The 17,637-nt window shown below is 57.6% G+C and carries 17 protein-coding genes; 3 read left to right on the forward strand and 14 right to left on the reverse strand.

The genetic code is table 11. From position 1 onward, the window contains the following. Nucleotides 1–90 precede the first annotated feature (90 nt). On the reverse strand, nucleotides 91–1,737 hold the full coding sequence (locus tag QCD60_RS27195; RefSeq protein ID WP_279790159.1) for an acyl-CoA dehydrogenase family protein: 1,647 nt from the start codon (nucleotides 1,735–1,737) through the stop codon (nucleotides 91–93). Between the two features lie 442 nt (nucleotides 1,738–2,179). Here QCD60_RS27195 and QCD60_RS27200 point away from each other — a divergent pair, with 442 nt between their 5' ends. Then, on the forward strand, nucleotides 2,180–2,653 hold the full coding sequence (locus QCD60_RS27200; protein WP_279790161.1) for a DUF2383 domain-containing protein: 474 nt from the start codon (nucleotides 2,180–2,182) through the stop codon (nucleotides 2,651–2,653). 27 nt (nucleotides 2,654–2,680) lie between these two features. On the opposite strand, the gene QCD60_RS27205 is transcribed toward QCD60_RS27200, so the two are convergent. Both QCD60_RS27205 and QCD60_RS27210 read right to left on the reverse strand, forming a co-directional pair. Then, entirely contained in the window at nucleotides 2,681–3,076 is a 396-nt protein-coding gene (locus tag QCD60_RS27205) for a DUF2809 domain-containing protein (RefSeq protein ID WP_279790163.1), read from the reverse strand. 45 nt (nucleotides 3,077–3,121) lie between these two features. Continuing rightward, nucleotides 3,122–3,256 (reverse strand): hypothetical protein, encoded by a 135-nt coding sequence (locus QCD60_RS27210; RefSeq protein WP_279790165.1) that lies wholly within the window; start codon nucleotides 3,254–3,256, stop codon nucleotides 3,122–3,124. Nucleotides 3,257–3,534: 278 nt separating this feature from the next. Here QCD60_RS27210 and QCD60_RS27215 point away from each other — a divergent pair, with 278 nt between their 5' ends. Continuing rightward, nucleotides 3,535–5,046: an acetyl-CoA hydrolase/transferase family protein gene (locus QCD60_RS27215; RefSeq protein ID WP_279790167.1), complete on the forward strand. Its 1,512-nt coding sequence runs from the start codon at nucleotides 3,535–3,537 to the stop codon at nucleotides 5,044–5,046. Nucleotides 5,047–5,137: 91 nt separating this feature from the next. On the opposite strand, the gene QCD60_RS27220 is transcribed toward QCD60_RS27215, so the two are convergent. After that, nucleotides 5,138–5,476: a ribonuclease E inhibitor RraB gene (locus QCD60_RS27220; RefSeq protein WP_279790169.1), complete on the reverse strand. Its 339-nt coding sequence runs from the start codon at nucleotides 5,474–5,476 to the stop codon at nucleotides 5,138–5,140. Nucleotides 5,477–5,614: 138 nt separating this feature from the next. Here QCD60_RS27220 and QCD60_RS27225 point away from each other — a divergent pair, with 138 nt between their 5' ends. Beyond that, a complete protein-coding gene (locus tag QCD60_RS27225; RefSeq protein ID WP_279790171.1) occupies nucleotides 5,615–6,259 on the forward strand; it encodes a hypothetical protein in 645 nt (214 codons plus the stop codon). A 69-nt stretch (nucleotides 6,260–6,328) separates the two neighbouring features. Here QCD60_RS27225 and QCD60_RS27230 read toward each other — a convergent pair whose 3' ends face one another. From QCD60_RS27230 to QCD60_RS27275, 10 genes are all read right to left on the reverse strand, one after another. Beyond that, nucleotides 6,329–7,831: an adenylyltransferase/cytidyltransferase family protein gene (locus tag QCD60_RS27230; RefSeq protein ID WP_279790174.1), complete on the reverse strand. Its 1,503-nt coding sequence runs from the start codon at nucleotides 7,829–7,831 to the stop codon at nucleotides 6,329–6,331. Nucleotides 7,832–8,098: 267 nt separating this feature from the next. Beyond that, nucleotides 8,099–8,743, reverse strand: coding sequence for an outer membrane protein OmpW (gene ompW / locus QCD60_RS27235; protein ID WP_279790176.1), 645 nt, complete (start codon nucleotides 8,741–8,743; stop codon nucleotides 8,099–8,101). Between the two features lie 319 nt (nucleotides 8,744–9,062). Next, nucleotides 9,063–10,283, reverse strand: a complete 1,221-nt coding sequence (locus QCD60_RS27240; RefSeq protein WP_279790178.1) for an allantoate amidohydrolase — start codon at nucleotides 10,281–10,283, stop codon at nucleotides 9,063–9,065. Further along, nucleotides 10,283–11,518 carry an alanine--glyoxylate aminotransferase family protein gene (locus tag QCD60_RS27245; RefSeq protein WP_279790180.1) on the reverse strand — a complete coding sequence of 412 codons (1,236 nt, stop codon included), beginning with the start codon at nucleotides 11,516–11,518 and terminating at the stop codon, nucleotides 10,283–10,285. The genes QCD60_RS27240 and QCD60_RS27245 overlap by 1 nt, the downstream gene beginning before the upstream one ends. Before the next feature lie 117 nt (nucleotides 11,519–11,635). Beyond that, complete coding sequence (locus QCD60_RS27250; protein WP_279790181.1) at nucleotides 11,636–12,448, reverse strand: sulfite exporter TauE/SafE family protein; 813 nt, start codon at nucleotides 12,446–12,448, stop codon at nucleotides 11,636–11,638. A gap of 87 nt (nucleotides 12,449–12,535) precedes the next feature. Further along, nucleotides 12,536–14,158 (reverse strand): gamma-glutamyltransferase, encoded by a 1,623-nt coding sequence (locus QCD60_RS27255; protein WP_279790183.1) that lies wholly within the window; start codon nucleotides 14,156–14,158, stop codon nucleotides 12,536–12,538. Nucleotides 14,159–14,195: 37 nt separating this feature from the next. Then, a complete protein-coding gene (locus QCD60_RS27260; protein ID WP_279790185.1) occupies nucleotides 14,196–15,371 on the reverse strand; it encodes an amidase in 1,176 nt (391 codons plus the stop codon). A 175-nt stretch (nucleotides 15,372–15,546) separates the two neighbouring features. Further along, nucleotides 15,547–16,275: an amino acid ABC transporter ATP-binding protein gene (locus QCD60_RS27265; protein WP_279790187.1), complete on the reverse strand. Its 729-nt coding sequence runs from the start codon at nucleotides 16,273–16,275 to the stop codon at nucleotides 15,547–15,549. Between the two features lie 16 nt (nucleotides 16,276–16,291). After that, complete coding sequence (locus tag QCD60_RS27270) at nucleotides 16,292–16,945, reverse strand: amino acid ABC transporter permease (RefSeq protein WP_279790190.1); 654 nt, start codon at nucleotides 16,943–16,945, stop codon at nucleotides 16,292–16,294. Then, nucleotides 16,942–17,616 carry an amino acid ABC transporter permease gene (locus QCD60_RS27275; RefSeq protein ID WP_279790192.1) on the reverse strand — a complete coding sequence of 225 codons (675 nt, stop codon included), beginning with the start codon at nucleotides 17,614–17,616 and terminating at the stop codon, nucleotides 16,942–16,944. The genes QCD60_RS27270 and QCD60_RS27275 overlap by 4 nt, the downstream gene beginning before the upstream one ends. Nucleotides 17,617–17,637: the final 21 nt, after the last annotated feature.

The following is a 17,637-nucleotide window of genomic DNA, read 5'->3' on the forward strand; positions in this document are numbered from 1 at the left end:
GGTTTCGACAGGGCCAAAACTATGGCTGCTCATTTAGTCGATGTCAAACCAGAGACCTGCACAGACGCGCAGCAGATCGTGAGCACGCACCTATACCTTGCCACGCTGAATAATGGCCTGCACATCCACCCCTTCTGGCAAGGTGCCATATTGGGTATGGCATTCACCATTCAGGCGTGACAGCAGATAGCCTTCGGTCACGCTCTTGTCGCCATAGCGGAGCAGCAGGCTGGCCTGCCACAGGCGTGCCATCTGTTCCACCAGCATCCGCGCCCGGTAGGGCAGATTATCCTGATGCTGCAACTGTGCATGCAGACGGGTCAGGGCTTCATCGTAATGTGGGTCCATCCCCTCGGTCAGGCGCAGCTCGTCTAGCAGTGCCTCCAGCGCTGCCGGCGCTTTCTGCATGGTGCGCAGCACGTCAAGACACTGCACATTGCCGCTGCCTTCCCAGATAGCGTTAACCGGGGCCTCGCGATACAGACGCGGCATGATGGAATCCTCCATCACACCACTGCCACCGATGCATTCCATAGCCTCCACCGCATGGGCTGCCACCTGCTTGCAGTTCCAGAACTTGCCAATGGCAGTGCCAATACGGAACAGGGCGCGGGCTTCTGCGTTGTCGCGGCTTTGTTCCAGCACCTGTGCCAGTCGCATGGCCAGCAACATGGCCGCTTCGCTCTCGATCAGCAGGTCGGCCAGCACATTCTGCATCAGCGGCTGTCTGATCAGCAGTTCTCCAAAGGCAATGCGCTGCCCGCAGTGGTGCAGCGCCTGCACCACCGCCTGACGCATCCCTCCTGCAGACGCCGTCGCGCAGTCAAAGCGGGTCAGGGCGACCATCTCCAGAATGGTATTGACCCCTCTGCCCTCTTCGCCCACCAGCCAGCCAAAAGCACCGCGAAACTCCACCTCGCTGGAAGCATTGGAGACATTACCCATCTTGCTCTTCAGGCGCTGAATAAAGAGCTGGTTCTTACTGCCGTCCGGGCGCCAGCGCGGCACCAGAAAGCAGGACAACCCCGAGCCGGTTTGCGCCAGCACCAGAAAGCCGTCGCACATCGGTGCCGACATAAAGAACTTGTGCCCCACCAGCTCGTAGCCGCCATAGACCGGCACCGCATGGGTGGTGTTGGCGCGCACATCCGACCCGCCCTGCTTTTCCGTCATGGCCATGCCAATGGTGGCTCCCTGTTTACTGGTGAGCGGCAGGTCGCGCGGGTCGTATTGATTCGACAGGATTTTTGGTAGCCAGTGCTCCGCAATAAGAGGCTCTTTTTGCAATACAGGCACCGAAGCAAAGGTCATGGTGATCGGACAGCCATGCCCCGCCTCCACCTGCGCCTGCATATAGATCATCGCGGCGCGCTGAATGTGTGCTCCTGCCGTTGCGTGCTTCCACGGCAGTGCATGCAGCTCATGGCTGATCGCCTGCTGCATCAGTGCGTGATAGGAGGGGTGATACTCCACCTGATCAACCCGGTGACCAAAGCGGTCATGGCTGTGAAATACCGGCCTGTGCTCATTGGCGAGAAAGCCATGGCTGATCATCGTCGCTGAGCCCGACTCGGCGCCGAACAGTTTCAGCTGATGATGATCCGGCCGCGCTGCCAGCGCACTGACTGCCTGCTGCAGGGCATGATCACTGGTGTAAAGGTTGTAGTCAGTCAGATGACTGGCCACGTTGAAGACCTGATGGGTATCAGCATGGAGGGAGGGCGCCCCGGTATCCATTAACGTGCTCCTGCGGCCTGGAACATGCTCACGCACTTCACGGCGGTGAACAGATGACATCATTTATCTCAGATTAGTCTGATGGCGTCGGGATGCCATTTTGCAAAGCACCTCCGGGTGCTGATCGGTGCGGTATTGAGGTTTCTCTGGCCTGATCCAGATCATCGTCTGCTAACGGCACAGGCGTAGTATCTGCAGAAGCATCCGCTGACACGCTGGGCTGCGCTGTCACACGGTGGTAATCGCTGGGATTAGAAAGACTCTTTCAGTGCGCTCACTTCTGCCCTGTAAAAAGTCCTGTGGCAGGGCTACATGTAGACATAGCTGGACGGCAATATCGGGAGGATATGCCGTGATCAGGTGGCAGGAAGCCAGTGGCAGTCGATAACCATAATGACAGTCCATGACTCCCGTGCGGGAGATACGTCAGGAGAGACTCATCATGCTAGACAAGACCCTTACTGAGAACGATGCCCAGGCTATTTCGCGTTTTGTTGCCGCCTGCGAAGACGGCAAACGGTTCTATACCCATGCGGCCAAGGAAGTGACAGAGCGGGATTTACGCGCTCTTTTTCTCGATCAGGCCACCTTGCGCGAAGAAGTAGAAAACGTATTGTCCCCGGAATACGAAAAACGCATGGGTAGACCGCTGAAACACAAGCACACCCTGGAAGGCAAACTGACCGAATGGTATGCCGATCTGAAAGTCGCCTTTCTTGATCCGGCCAAAAGCAATTACGTGCTGGTTGAACAACTGGAAGAAGCGGAAGAGCGCACGCTGGTGGAAATGCAGAAAGCCATTCACGCCGTTGATGATCATCCGCTGAAAAACAAAATGAATGAGCTGCTGACCAGGATGATCAAAAGCCAGCAGGATATTCTGCAGTACAAGGAAGCCATGCGCGCCGCGTCGTAATTCACTGGCCGGACTTCATGGAGCGGCTCAGGGCAACGTCATATCCGTTGCCCTGCTCCTTCGCACCAGCAGAATCAATGCTCCGCCGAGGGTGTAGGCCAGCAAGTCCATCACATCAAAGGTGGAGCCGATGACGATGCGCGCCAGCCGGTAATGCTCCAGCCCCAGCAGTGACACCAGATGAAAGTACTGGCCGGCTTCGATGGCATAAGCAAACAGCACTGCGCCAATAACCAGCGTCCGATCACGCAGGGCCAGAAAGGTTTTGGCTATATAAAACAGCAATACGATGACCAGCACATCGCCAATAAAAGGCCGAATAAACTGATCATGGATATAACGGGCAATAGCGACCTCCACCAAAAACCAGAATATCGCTAAAAAGCAGCAATTCCAGTTAAAAGTGAACCTGAAAAAATCCATTTAATAACACTCCTCCAAAGTAACGAATTGCCATTCACTGATTTATTACGCGCTTTTAAACATGCAGGTTCCAACCTTCAGCAAAAAACCTGAAATGCTGTCCATATCCCGACTGCACAGGCTTTCCGGCAGATCAGTCTGGTAATGTTCCAGCCAATTACCAAGCGCTATATCAGTCATCCTCTGACACCTTTACCGAACTCTGAAAAATAAAGCGTTCGTATAACCATGTCCCTGATGGCTGAGGCGCTCCCCGTCTGGCATCGGGTTGTAGCAATCAAGGAACAATTTGTAGATTGCCGCTTTTTACTACGAAAGAAGGAGGCGGCAGCGCCGGCCAAGTCCCTACAATGGCAGCCATTCCACACACGCTCAGGCGTGTGAGTTTTCCGAAAAATAACTTCCCGAACAACTACTTTCCAATAAATGGACTGTCTGCAAACGACGGAGTGCCTCTCATGTCAGCGTCTTCTCGCATCCGTAATCCTGAGCTTCTGCAGCGCCTGATGAGCGCCGAAGCGGCTGCAGCTCTGATTCCCAATGGTGCCGTAGTGGGAATGAGTGGATTTACCGGAGCCGGGTATCCCAAAGCTATTCCGACTGCCCTTGCCCATCGTATTCGTGACCTCAATGGGCAGGGCGAAAAGTTCCGCATCAGCATCTGGACCGGTGCTTCCACCGCTCCCGAGCTGGATGGTGTGCTGGCAGAAGTGGACGGCATTGAAATGCGTCTGCCGTTCCAGTCCGACCCCATCTGCCGCCAGCGCATCAACGATGGCCGCATGGACTATATCGATATTCACCTGTCTGAGGTATCTCAGTACGCTTGGGCTGGTTTTCTCGGCAAGCTGGATCTGGCCGTGATTGAGGTGGCAGGCATACTGGAAGATGGTCGTCTGATCCCCTCCTCTGCCGTCGGCAACAACAAGACATGGATCGAGCAGGCAGACAAGATCATCATCGAAGTGAACGACAAGCAGAATGCCAAGCTCGAAGGCATGCACGACATCTATTACGGCACCGCGCTCCCTCCCCATCGTAAACCGATCATGATCACCAGCCCGGCTGACCGTATCGGCGAGCAGTATCTGCACTGTCCGCTGGACAAGGTTATCGGGGTAGTGGAAACCAGCGCGGCGGATCGCAACAGCCCCTTCACGCCGCCCGATGAGGTTTCCAGGCGTATTGCCGGACACATTCTGGAGTTCTTCGAGCGTGAGATTGCCGCTGGTCGCCTGCCCAAAGAACTGCTGCCGATCCAGTCCGGTGTCGGCAACATTCCCAACGCTGTGCTGGAAGGGCTGGATGCCGGCCCCTACAAAAACCTGACCGCCTTCACCGAGGTGATTCAGGACGGCATGCTGAAGATGCTCAAATCCGGCACCCTCGGCGTGGCCTCGGCAACGGCATTCTCCCTGAGCCCGGTCGCCATTGAAGAGCTGAACAACAATATCGACTTCTACCGTGAGCGCATCATCCTGCGCCAGCAGGACATCAGCAACCATCCTGAGCTGGCCCGCCGTCTGGGGGTAATTGCCATGAATGGCCTGATCGAGGCAGACATCTACGGCAACGTCAACTCCACCCATATCATGGGCAGCCGGATGATGAATGGTATCGGTGGTTCAGGGGATTTCGCCCGCAACGGCTATCTGTCGATCTTCGTAACGCCCTCGACTGCCAAGAACGGCAGCATTTCAGCCATTGTGCCGATGGTGTCCCATGTCGATCACACCGAGCATGACGTCAAGATCATCGTCACCGAGCAGGGTCTGGCGGATCTGCGTGGACTGTCACCCCGTCAGCGTGCCCACAAGATCATTCAGAACTGCGCCCACCCGGCGTACCGTGAGCGCTTGATGGATTACTTTGAGCGTGCCTGTGCCAGCGGTCGCGGTATGCATACCCCACACCTGCTGGGCGAGGCACTGAGCTGGCATCAGCGTTATGAGGAAAACGGCCATATGTAAGGCGCCTGCGCTGTTGCATGACTGCCCATAAACAAAACCGGCTGCATCACTGCAGCCGGTTTTGTTTTTAAACAGCGACCAGAACGACAGGTTACTGCTCGAAGCAGCCCCAGCCATCATTACGTCCACCGAGCGGAGTCGCCACACGCTGCAATTCGGCCTCGAACGCGGTGATGGCGGCATGGGTGGGCAACATATGGGTGACGACAGTGACGTCCCAGGGCAGTTCCGGCACATGGCCACTTTCATTGGCCACCACCTCATACCCTAGCTGGGCAAAGTGGTCACCGAAGGCCTGCACCGCTTCACGGGTGGCAAACACCACGGTGAATTCAAAATCTCTGGGTAGGGCGAAGTTATCCCCGCTGTCGCGCATTCTGCGCAATACATCGCCGTTTTCATCATTGGGGAAATCTTCGCTTCTGAACATGGGACTGCCTGTGTACGCCGGAGCATGGGTGTGGGGGCATAGTGTGCCTGAACTCTGTGCAAGCGGCCATTGCTGATCTATGTTTGACAGCGGCAATCAGTCTATCGGCAAGACAGAAAACATCAGTGTGAGTACACAATGCACAACTCCCTACCGGATTACAGCTTCACCGAAGCCTCACTGGCCACGCTGCTGCAGCGTATGCACCTCGCTGCGGACAGTGCATCACTCTATGGTCAGCTGCTGCACCGCTACACAGAGCCTCATCGTCACTATCACAGCCAGCAGCATATTCATGCCTGCCTGAAGCTGCTGGATGCCGTCAGATCACTGGCGAGCAGGCCGGATGAAGTAGCGCTGGCAATCTGGTTTCACGATGCCATTTACGACACTCATCAAGCCGATAACGAGGAGCAAAGTGCGTGCTGGGCCGAGCGTTTTTTGCGTGAACATCACGGTGATGACTCAGTGATTCAACGCGTGACCAAGATGATTCGCGCTACCGCCGGGCATGACGCCGCTGACGATGCCGATACCGCGCTGATGCTGGATATTGATCTGAGCATTCTCGGTGCCAGTGCTGAGGTGTTTGATCAGTATGATCAGGCCATCCGTGGTGAATATGCCTGGGTGGATGAGGCAACCTACCGCGTTGGGCGAGCGAAAGTATTGCAGCAGTTTCTGCAGCGCCCGGTAATTTATCTGACTCCAGCGCTGCGGCAGCGCTTTGAAGCGCAGGCCAGAGCCAACTTACAGCGAGCGATTGCTGCGCTCGCTGGTTGAGATGCTCCTCTCCCCCTGCCCCTATTTCACAAGCGGCATGGGGTCGGCCCAGTTATCAGCCGTCTCCCCCTACTGCTGTTCTTTTACCCGCTGTTTCAACAAGGTGCTGGACACCCCCGGTGTTGGCGGAGCATAGATCACGTTGATGCCGTAACTACTCAGAAATTGCTCCAGCCGGTTCCAGCGTTCAGAACCCTGCCACTCCCCTCCGCACACCACGGTCTTCACCTGCAGACTGTTGATCCATGCGGCTGCGGGCTCACCGCTGGCCATCGGTTGTTGAACGAGCATCACCTCATCAACAAACTCCAGCGTGCGAATAAAAGCCATGCGCTCGTCGTCGGTTTGCACCGGGCGATAACCTTTGTTGCTGAAACAGATGGCATCCGGCGCCACGCCGACGATCAGGCTGCTGCCCTGAGCTCTGGCGTAACGCAGGTAATTCATGTGGCCGATATGCAGCATGTCGAAGCACCCAAGCGCCAGCACGCGGTGCGGTTCAGTCAGTTGCGCAGTGAAATGGGTAAACAGGCGGCGCAGCAAGGGATCGTTCGGCTGTTTCTCCACCAGCGTCTGCAGCAAACGCTGGCACTTCTCGGCCTTGTTCAGCGTCCAGTAGTTATAGAGGCGGCCATAGGCATAGCAGCGTGTCAGCCAGGAGAAGCCCTGCAGGTTATGGGCACAGATGATGGTATCGAAATGGCGGTCGGGCTGACGCCAGCCTTCGCCGTACATAGCAGTCAAAATCTGCTCGGGAGCACTGGGATAACTGATGGTACCGCCGGGTGACTCTCTGGCGGTCAGGGTAATGGCCGGGAAGCGCGTAATGCGATTCCAGTGAAACGGGACATCCTTCATCCACAGGCCGGAAATCACCCCGCCATTCTCGTCGGTCGCAAAGCCGCACAAGTCCATGGCCACCCCGGAAGGATGCACCAGACAACGTGGATTGATCAGATCATAGGAGCGGTCTACCTCGTGCCACCCCTGCCCTTTTAACAGCTCGATAACCTGGCTCATCTGCTGCCAGTCGACACCGATATCGACATCGACATCGTTAGCCAGCAGCTTACCCTCACGCTCCAGTCCAAGCAGGCTGCCAGCCATGGGAAAGGCGGCCATACCTGCCTGACGTAACTGTGCCAGTACCTGCCAGAGTAACCTGAGGGCAATCTCTCCATCCTGCCCGGTTTCGGCTGTAAGCTGGCTCTCCTGCTGTGTCAGGGCCGGTGCCTGCTCAAGCGGCTCATGCCCAACCCAGCGGCTTTGTAACGCCTGATAAAACGCCAACACCGCCTCTGGCAACCGCCCGGCCTGCTGCAGGCACTGCCCCAGAATGAAGAAGCCATCTGCAATATGAGGGTGCGAAGCAGCGACCTCCTGCAGTACGTCGATGTGGGCCGCGCCTTTCCCTGACTTCAGCGCCACCTGCGCCAGATGGAGACGCAATTGCAACTGATCGGGATGCTGCTGTGCCAGCGCCTGCAACAGGGCTTCAGCCTGTGCGGTCTGGCCCTGCTCCAGCAGTGTCATGGCCTGCTGCAATGGAATATCGAACTGTTTGTCTGCCACGGGTAGAGGATCCTTGCTACTGGCGCCCTGTCGATGCACGGCGTGCTGATCACACAGCGCCTGAGCATAGCCAGAAATCCCGGCAAAGAGCACTGCGTAAGGAGAATTTCAGCAAATCAGCAGGAAGAGAGACAGAAGAGGAACAAAGGCAGCGTAACAAGGGGAAGGGTCACGCTGCTCTGAGACGTATTCAGAAAAGCACCGCCGGGCTGCGGAGAGACGTGATGTCGCCCGGCGGTGGTCTAACTCATGAGAGCGGTTGAAGTATCAGAACTTGTAACCCACACCCAGCATGAACACGATGGGGTCGATGGAAGTATCAATGCTCTGATGGCCGCCCCCTGCAACGTCGAAGTTCGCCTTGGTATCGATATCCATCCACCATACGGCAGCGTTGGCAAACCACTTGTCGGTAACCATGACATCCACACCCGCCTCAGCCGCCAGACCGACGGAGCTGTCCAGATCCAGATTGCTCAGGCCGGCATTTTTGCCAGTCTGGTTGAACTCTTCGTCAAAGAAGAAGGTGTAGTTCACACCCAGCCCCACATAGGGACGCACTTTGCTGTCAGCCTGACCGAAGTAGTACTGGCCCAGCAGAGTGGGTGGCAGGTGTTTGGCACTGGCGATATCGCCGGTCGCTTTCAGGCCGATGTTGTGTTTGAACGGTGATGCGGCAACCAGCTCCACACCCCAGTTGTCAGTCAGCATGTAGGTGAAGGTCAGACCCAGCTGGGTATCGTTGTTGATACGAAACTCACCCAGACCCAGCACGTCGTCACTGCTTTCATGAGGAACAACGGTGGCTACCCCGGCACGCACCAGAATGTCACCTTTTTCGTGAGCCTGAGCAGAAGAAGCAAGTACGGCGGCAGCGATAAGTGCAGAAGCAGAGAGCAGTGACTTTTTCATGGTCAGTATTCCTTAACAACGTGGAATGCCCTTTAAGGCGTTCAAAATCTTTGATGTCGCCAAGGTAACACCCGGGGTGCAGTGGAATATTGACCCATCTCAATAGTCGCGGACGGGTCGGTTCGGCAGCTTGAGAGGAATTGATTTATGACAACTTTCGCCCTCATTCATTACCAAACATGGCGATTCTTTGCAGTTCACAGGCAAAGGGCAGCAGCATTCGCTGGCCCAAATACGACCTCTGTTCGTCTTTGCGGACCGTACAAAAACGACTAAAGCCACACGGGGTGGCTTTAGTGATATGTACTGACAAGATGGCTCAGTGGCTGGCAATCCTCCCGATAGCGCTGATCAGCACTTCCAGCGAAGAACGTACATCGTCTTCAATCACCGACTCAGCAGGGTGATGACTGATGCCACCGGGGCTGCGCAGGAACAACATGCCAACATCGGTAATGTCGGCCATGGCCATGGCATCATGCCCGGCACCACTGACCAGCGAGAAAGCCTTGTGACCGTGCTCGGCCAGTGCGTCATTGAAGGACTGCTGCAACCAGTCGGCACAGGGTACGGCGGGGGCGGCGTGGGTATCGCTGATGCTGACGTCACCATTGCGTGAGCCAACGATACTGCGGATACCCGCCTCCATTTCAGCCCAGGCCCGATCACGCTCATGATCATCCTGACTGCGAATATCAACACTGAAGCGCACTTCACCCGGAATCACATTGACCGCGTTGGGCAGGCATTCCACCCGCCCGACGGTTGCCACCAGATTCCAGATCCTGGCCTTGCGCTCAATCATGGTGATGGCATGCGCCGCCATCACCAGCGCATCAAAGCGCAAATCCATTGGCGTGGTTCCGGCGTGGCCTGCGCGGCCCTTCACTACCACCTGCTTGCGCCTTGCGCCAGCGATGGCGGTGACAGTACCCAGTTGCAGATCCTTGCTTTCCAGCACCACGCCCTGCTCGATATGCACTTCGATATAAGCTTTCACGTCATCGGCATGGCGCGCCGCCTTGCCCACCTCAGCCGGATCAAGGCCGAAGGCTTTGAAGGCTTCTGCCATGGTCACGCCCTGTTTATCAGCAATCGCAAACCACTCCTGCAGCCAGCTGCCCGAGACCGCACGGCTGCCCAGCAGAGTGGAGCCAAAGCGGGTGCCTTCTTCATCGCCAAAGCCAACCACTTCGATGGCAAACGGAAAACGTTGCCCAAGACGGTTGAAATGATCGACAGCAGCAATACCGAGCAGTACCCCGAGCATGCCGTCGTAACGGCCAGCGTTGGGCACGGTATCAAGGTGCGAACCGATAATCAGCGCTTTGGCTCCCGCCTCGCTGCCTTCGTATCGCCCCCACTGATTACCCGCCTGATCCTGCCAGGTGGACATACCCGCCTGTTGCATCCAGGTAGCCACCAGTTCGTTAGCACGCCGGTGTTCATCGGTCAGGTAGGCGCGCAGTAACCCGCCTTCCATTGCGCTGATGGCCGCCAGAGCATCAATACGCGCCAGTAGCTCCTGAGTCGTCATCATCAGGCCTCCGCTGCGGCTTTGTAGACGGCCATGGCCGCAGCCACACCACCACTGGCATCACACGGGTGGCCTGCCAGTCGCAGTACCTGCTCCAGCGCCGCCAGCGTGGTCAGTACCGCATCCTTGCGGGCGTTGTAGCCCATGGTGCCAATACGCCAGATCTTGCCGTGCAGTGGTCCGAAGGACGTGCCGATTTCAATGCCGAAATCGTTCAGCAGTGAGCTGCGCACCGCATCGCCCTGCACCGCTTCGGGAATATAGACACCGACGACGTTGTTCATTTTGTGTTTGAGATCACCGAAGGGCTTGAGGTTAAGCCCCTGCACCCCGGCCAGCATGGCGTCACCGTGCAACTGGTGGCGGGCAATGGCGTTGTCCATGCCTTCGTCCACCAGCAGGCGCGCGCATTCACGGGCGCAATACAGCATGCTGGTTGCTTCGGTATGGTGGTTCAGCCGCTCTTCCCCCCAGTAGTCGAGGATCATGGGAATGTCGAAATAGTTGGAGCGGATCGCCGGTTCAATACCTGCCTGATGAGCGCTGGTAACCAGACCGGCTTCCACATGACGGCGACGGCGCACCACTTCGACATAGCGATCACTGACGGTAATGGGTGAACTGCCGGAAGGACCGGCCAGACACTTCTGCAGACCAGCGGATACCGCATCCAGCCCCCATTCATCGGTCTTCAGGAAGTTACCGCCGATGGAGGCAGTGACATCGGTATAGAACAGTGCATCGTACTTACGGCACAGGGCACCCAGTTCTTCCAGCGGTTGCAGCATGGTGGTGGAGGTATCACCCTGCACCACGGCCAGCACTTTGGGCCGCACCCGCTGCAACGCTTCTTCGATCTGCTCGGGTTTGAACACCTCGCCCCAGGGCACTTCGATGGTATGGACTTCGGCCCCGGCACGCTGGGCAATTTCGCTCAGCAGCAAGCCAAAGCGGCCAAACACCGGGATCAGCACCTTGTCACCCGGGCACAGCGCAGAGAACAGCAGCGCCTCGATACCGGCACGGCTGGTGCCATCGATCAGCAGCGTCCACTGGTTAGCGGTGCAGAATACTTCGCGGTACAACGCCATGGTTTCGTTCATGTACGAGGTCATGGCCGGGTCATACTGACCAATCAGCTGCGCCGACATGGCACGCAGCACACGGGGATCAGCATTGATGGGGCCAGGGCCCATCAGCAAACGGGGTGGTGGATTGATTTGACCGAAGTTACTCATAGCCTTTCCTTACTCTTCAATCGTGCTGGCGCAGTACGCAACTGCACCAAGACTTTCTGTATCGGGGACTTTCTGTATCGGGGACTTTCTGTATCGGGGACAGTCTCTCGCAGGGGGTTAACTCAACACCTGCAACAACATACGTGTGCCGGTAAACGCCAGACACACCGCAAAAATCTTCTTCAGCATGGCCTGATCCAGCTTCTGCCCAAGGGCCACACCCAGAGGTGCGCAGAGCACAGTCAGCGGCACGATCAGGGCAAAACCGGGCAGGTTGACCAGACCCAGCGTCCCCACCGGCGCATCAGCAGGTGCAGACCCGGTCACCAGCATGGTGATCACGCCGGGCAGCGCGATCAGCAGACCAAAGGCGGCAGCCGTTCCCACTGCGCGGTGAGCAGCCACATTGAAGGAAGTCAGCAGCGGTACGCCCAGCGTGCCACCGCCGATACCCACCATCACTGACAGCAGCCCCACACAGCCCCCCATGAATCGCTGCGCCCAGGTGCCCGGCAGACTCTGCGCCAGTGGCGCAGCCTTGGAGCGGAACAGCATATTGATGGCCACCAGCACGGCGATAACGCCGAACATCAGCGTCAGCCAGTGGCCGCTGATGTGGGTAGAGACTGACGCACCGAGAATCACGCCAAGAATGATGGCTGGCGACCACAACTTCAGCAGGTCGAAATCGACGTTACCGCGTTTATGATGCGAGCGAATCGAGGAGATCGATGTCGGCACGATGGTGGCCAGCGAGGTAGCGGTCGCGACTGACATCGCCGTCGGCGCACTGATCCCCAGATGCTGGAACAGCCAGTACAGCACCGGCACAATGACGATGCCACCACCGACGCCCAGCAACCCTGCCAGAACTCCCGCGACCACACCCGTCCCCAACAGACCGATAATTACGGGAAGCCATTCACTCATAGTGTTCTCCTGCCTGTTTCCTGCAGTTTGTAATATGTATTTGCAGAGCCATCTGCACGCCTGCGCTCAGCGCCGGCGATTCCTGATCTATCCAACCAGCGCCGCACCATCGCTGCGCGGATCGGTTGCTGCCTCCACACTGCCATCGGTCATCAGCGCGATGGCTCCGGCATGTCCCATCATTTCCACCTGCGATGGCACGACGGCAATATCGTGACCGCGCTGACGCAGCTCATCACCCACCCGGGCATCCAGATCTGCTTCCAGTTTTAGATTGAAACTGGTTTCACCCCAGGTACGGCCAAGCAACCAGCGGCCACGGGCAATGGCCTCGGGCAGTGAATAACCTTCATACAGGTAGCGGCTGAACAGGGCTGCCTGCGTCTGTGGCTGCCCCTCCCCGCCCATAGTGCCGTACACCACACGACGGCCATCATTCAGCACCGCCATTGCCGGGTTGAGGGTATGGAAGGGCTTCAAGCGTGGCCCCAGCGCATTGGGATGGCGGGCATCCAGCGAGAAGCTGACGCCACGGTTATTACAGATCAGGCCATAGGGCTCAATCACCACCCCTGAACCAAATTCCCAGTAGATACTTTGAATAAAGCTGACCATGGTGCCGTGCTGATCCAGCGCGCCCATCCAGATGGTGTCACCATGCTTGGCCACATGCGGCCAGGGCAGCGCCTTGTCACTGTCAACCTGCGCCGCCAGCTGCTGCAGATGGGGTTCGTCCAGCAGCGCATTCCAGTCGCACTTCAGACGACCGGGATCCGTCACCTCACGGTCACGCACGATAAAGGCCTGCTTGGTGGATTCCACCAGATGGTGAACCTGCTCAGCTTCACTCCAGTCGCGTGCGCCACTGCGTTCGGCACGCACCCGGTCATAGACACCGAGAATCAGCAGCGAGGCCAGCCCCTGCGTCGGCGCAGGCAGGTTGTACAACCGCCCCTGACTGATGGCGACACTGAGAGGCGTCACGACCTGCGCGCTGTAGTCCTGATAGTCCGACACTCGCAGCGGGCTGCCAAGGCGCTCCAGCTCTGCAGCGATAGTGGCACCGATCTCGCCCTGATAGGCCGACATCAGCCCCTGCTCCGCCAGCAGACTGATAAAGTGCGCCAGTTTCGGATTGCGCAGGGTTTCACCCTCCTGCAGCACCTTGCCTTCAGGCAGATACACGGGTGCGAAACCGGGCACAGTCTGCAGCGTATCAAAGGTTTTGCGGCTGGCTGCCTCCAGACTGGCGGTGACCGTAATGCCATCGGCAGCCAGCGCTCGGGCAGGCTCCAGCAGTCGTGACAGCGGCAGCGAGGCATGCTGGTCAATTTCCAGTGCTTTGGCCCAGCCACCGAGCGTGCCGCCCAAGGTCACTGCCGCCAGCGGGCCACGTTCGGGAATAGCACTCAGGCCCTGGCGGGTATAGAAGTCATTGCTGGCCAGCGCCGCGCTGAAACCACAGGCATCAATCGCTACCGGTGCTTCACCGGGGCGCTGAATCAGCCAGAAGCCGTCGCCCCCAAGACTGTTCATGTGCGGATACACCACCGCGATGGTCGCTGCCGCGGCCACCATGGCCTCAATGGCAGAACCGCCCTCCTGCAATACCGCCAGCCCCACTTCGGTTGCCTTGTAGTGAGGTGCGGTCATGGCCACCTTGCCAGTCAGTGCCTGCGTTGAGGATTCCATCTCACGGGGTGCGGTCATTGTTGTTCTCCAGTCAGAAAGTATCGGGTGGCAAATATCATTGAGCGGCAGGCAGGCTTTGTGCCAGTGCCAGCAGGCTGCGATCAGTATGGCGTGCACCGAGCAGTGACAGCCCCCAGGGCGCGCCTTCGTTGTGCAGACAGGGAATATGTAACTGCGGTGAGCGGGCCAGCCCGGACAGCGCCGTCATCCCCATCAGCCGTTCACGATACTGCGCCAGTTCAGGTGCAGGCATATCACGTAAAGGTGCAGCGCCGGGCGTAGTCGGCATAATGACCAGCTGGCGGCCTTCCTGCTGTAGTTCAGCCAGCCACTGCACATAGTGGATAGCCTGCGCTCTGGCCTGATCAGCATCAGCATCAGTAATGGTCGCCGCCCAGCGGAATCGCCCGGCAATATCATCAGCAAAACGCGGTTGAACGCGGGTAATCCAATCACCGTGGGTTTGCCAGATGGCACGCCCCTGCAGCATCCGGAACGCTTCACTGGCACCGCTCAGATAGGCCTGACTGACGGGCACCACGCTGTATTCCGGCAAGGCAGGCAGCCACTGCAACAACGCAGGCATCAGGGCATCCTGTTCAATGCCTTCCGGCAGCAGAAGCACCACCGACTCTGGCGTAACCAGAGGCTGCTCAGGTAACAGGACTTCACCAACCCGCGCGAGGGTTTCTGCATCACGGGCCATCCAGCCTACGGTGTCAAACAAGGGCGCCAGCGGCACCGAGTCAGCGTTTTCAATCAGCCCGTGGCTGGGGCGCAAGCCATACAGACCACAGTAACTGGAAGGCACGCGAATGGAGCCACCGGTATCCGTACCCAGACCGATATCGGCTTCACCGCGCGCCACGGCCACGGCCGAACCACTGCTGGAACCACCACTGATGCGACCCGCTGCGCGCGGATTGTCAGCACTGCCGTAATGCACGTTGATACCGTTGAGGCTGTAGGCAATCTCGTCAGTCTGGGTGCGCCCGACCGCAACACAGCCCGCTTCCATCAGGCGCTGCATGACCCAGGAGGTCTGCTCAGCATCACCGTGGCTGGCCAGCCAGTCGGGATTACCCGCACCGGTCGGATACCCCCTGACGTGAAACAGGTCTTTGAACGCCAGCCGCAGACCGGCCAGCACACCTTCACTGGATAACTGCCAGTTGCGCGGCCCGGCAGCTGCATATACGGCCTGATCGTCGAACTGGGCAGCTATCGTCATGGTGTGCTCCTTGGTCTGGGAACTGCCGTGTCAGTTGGCTCTGAACGGCAGCACCGCTGGGGTTTGACGAGGTATAGACAGGGTCTGAACTCGTCGTCAAATTATCAAAGATTTCATAAAAAACAATAATGAAACTTTAGTTTCATCTGGCGCAAAATTTTTACCCGTGCGCACCCTACAGGACGGCACCGATAAACTGCTGCAGCTCCGCCGTCTGGGGGGCGGCAAAGACGTCCTTGGCCGGGCCGGTTTCCCACACCTTACCCTGGTGCATGAACACCACCCTGTCGCCCACATCCCGTGCAAAATTCATTTCATGCGTTACCAGAATCAGCGTCATACCTTCGGACGCCAGTTGCTCCAGCACTTTCAGTACCTCGCCCACCAGCTCAGGGTCCAGTGCCGAGGTAATCTCATCGCACAACAACACCTTAGGCTGCATGGCCAGTGAGCGGGCAATAGCCACGCGCTGCTGTTGTCCACCAGATAGTTTCTCGGGGTACTGACCGAACTTATCTGCCAGTCCGACCTTACCAAGCATATCCAGGGCCAACTCTTTGGCGGCAGGCCTGGACATGCCCCGAATCAGCGTTGGTGCCAGCATGATGTTCTGGCCGACTGTAAGGTGAGGGAACAGGTTGAAGTTCTGAAACACCATGCCAACGCTTTCACTCAGGCGGCGGATCTGAAACTCATCGGTACTGACTTCCTTGCCATCCAGAATGATGGTGCCTTCGTCGTACTTTTCCAGACCGTTCATGCAGCGCAGCAAGGTGCTCTTGCCGGAGCCACTACGGCCGATAATGGACACCACTTCGCCCGCTTCGATGTTGAGGTTGATACCCTTGAGGACGTGCAGGTCACCATAGTACTTGTGCACTTCATGGATACTAACGAGAGACATTCAGTCACCCTCCGGGTTATTTCGAGCTACGGCTCAATTTATGTTCGAGATACTGGCTGGCGCGGGACAGCGGATAGCACAGCAGGAAGTAAATCAGCGCCACCATGGCAAACACCTTGAAAGGCTGGAACGTAGCGTTGTTGAGCATGGTGCCCGCCTTGGTCAGCTCGACAAAGCCGATGATGGAGGCCAGCGCAGTGCCCTTGACGATCTGAACCGAGAAGCCCACGGTCGGAGGAATCGCCACACGCAGCGCCTGCGGCAGAATGATGTAGCGCATGGTCTGCAGGTAATTCAGGCCGAGGCAACGCGATGCTTCCCACTGCCCTTTGGGCAGCGACTCGACGCAGCCACGCCAGATGTCACTGAGAAAGGCACTGGAGAACAGGGTCAGCGCCAGTGCCGCGGCAGTCCATGGCGATACATCAATACCGACCAGACCCAATCCAAAGAACGCCAGGAACAGCTGCATCAGCAGTGGTGTTCCCTGAAAGATTTCAGTGTAAATACGGGTAATCACCACCAGCGCCGAGCGACGGCTGATGCGCATGAAGGTCAGTAACAGACCCACAATGGCACCGCCAGCAAAGGCGATCAGCGACAGCAGCACGGTCCAGCGAGCAGCCAGCAGCAGATTGCGCAGAATGTCCCAGTCAGTGAACTGCATCATGCTGGTTTCTCCTCACGTGAAAATGCCCGGGAGCCAAGCGCATTGAGACCCAGACGCATAACAAATGCCAACACCAGATAGAAGCCAGCTGCGACCAGATAGGATTCAAAACTCAGGAAGTTGCGTGACTGAATAAAGTTGGCCGCGTAGGTCAGCTCGGGGACGGAAATCTGTGACACCACGGCTGAGCCCAGCATGACGATAATGCACTGGCTGACAACGGAGCTGTAGACACAGGCAAACGCCGGCGGCAGCACGATACGGAAGAAAATCTGTCGGCTCGACAGCCCCAGGGTCCGCGCAGCCTCAATTTGCCCCTTGGGCGTCGCATCGATACCGGCGCGAATAATTTCTGTCAGATAGGCGCCCAGGTTGATCACCATGGCCAGCACACCCGCCTCGATCTCGTTCATCTTGATGCCAATCGCAGGCAGACCGAAGAAGATAAAGAACAGCTGCACAATAAAGGGGGTATTACGAATCAGCTCGACATAGCAGGCCGCAGCACGACGCAGAAAGCCATTGCGATGACGGCGGGAAGCAGCACCGGCAATACCCAGCAGCACCCCACCGATGGTGGATACGATGGTCAGCTTGATGGTCATCCACAGACCACCGAGCAACACATCCTGATAGTTGAGCAGGTCAGCAAAGTTCAGTTGGTAATTCATACGTGCAATTCCACAGGGACA

This window comes from Pokkaliibacter sp. MBI-7 (assembly GCF_029846635.1).
GTDB lineage: Bacteria > Pseudomonadota > Gammaproteobacteria > Pseudomonadales > Balneatricaceae > Pokkaliibacter.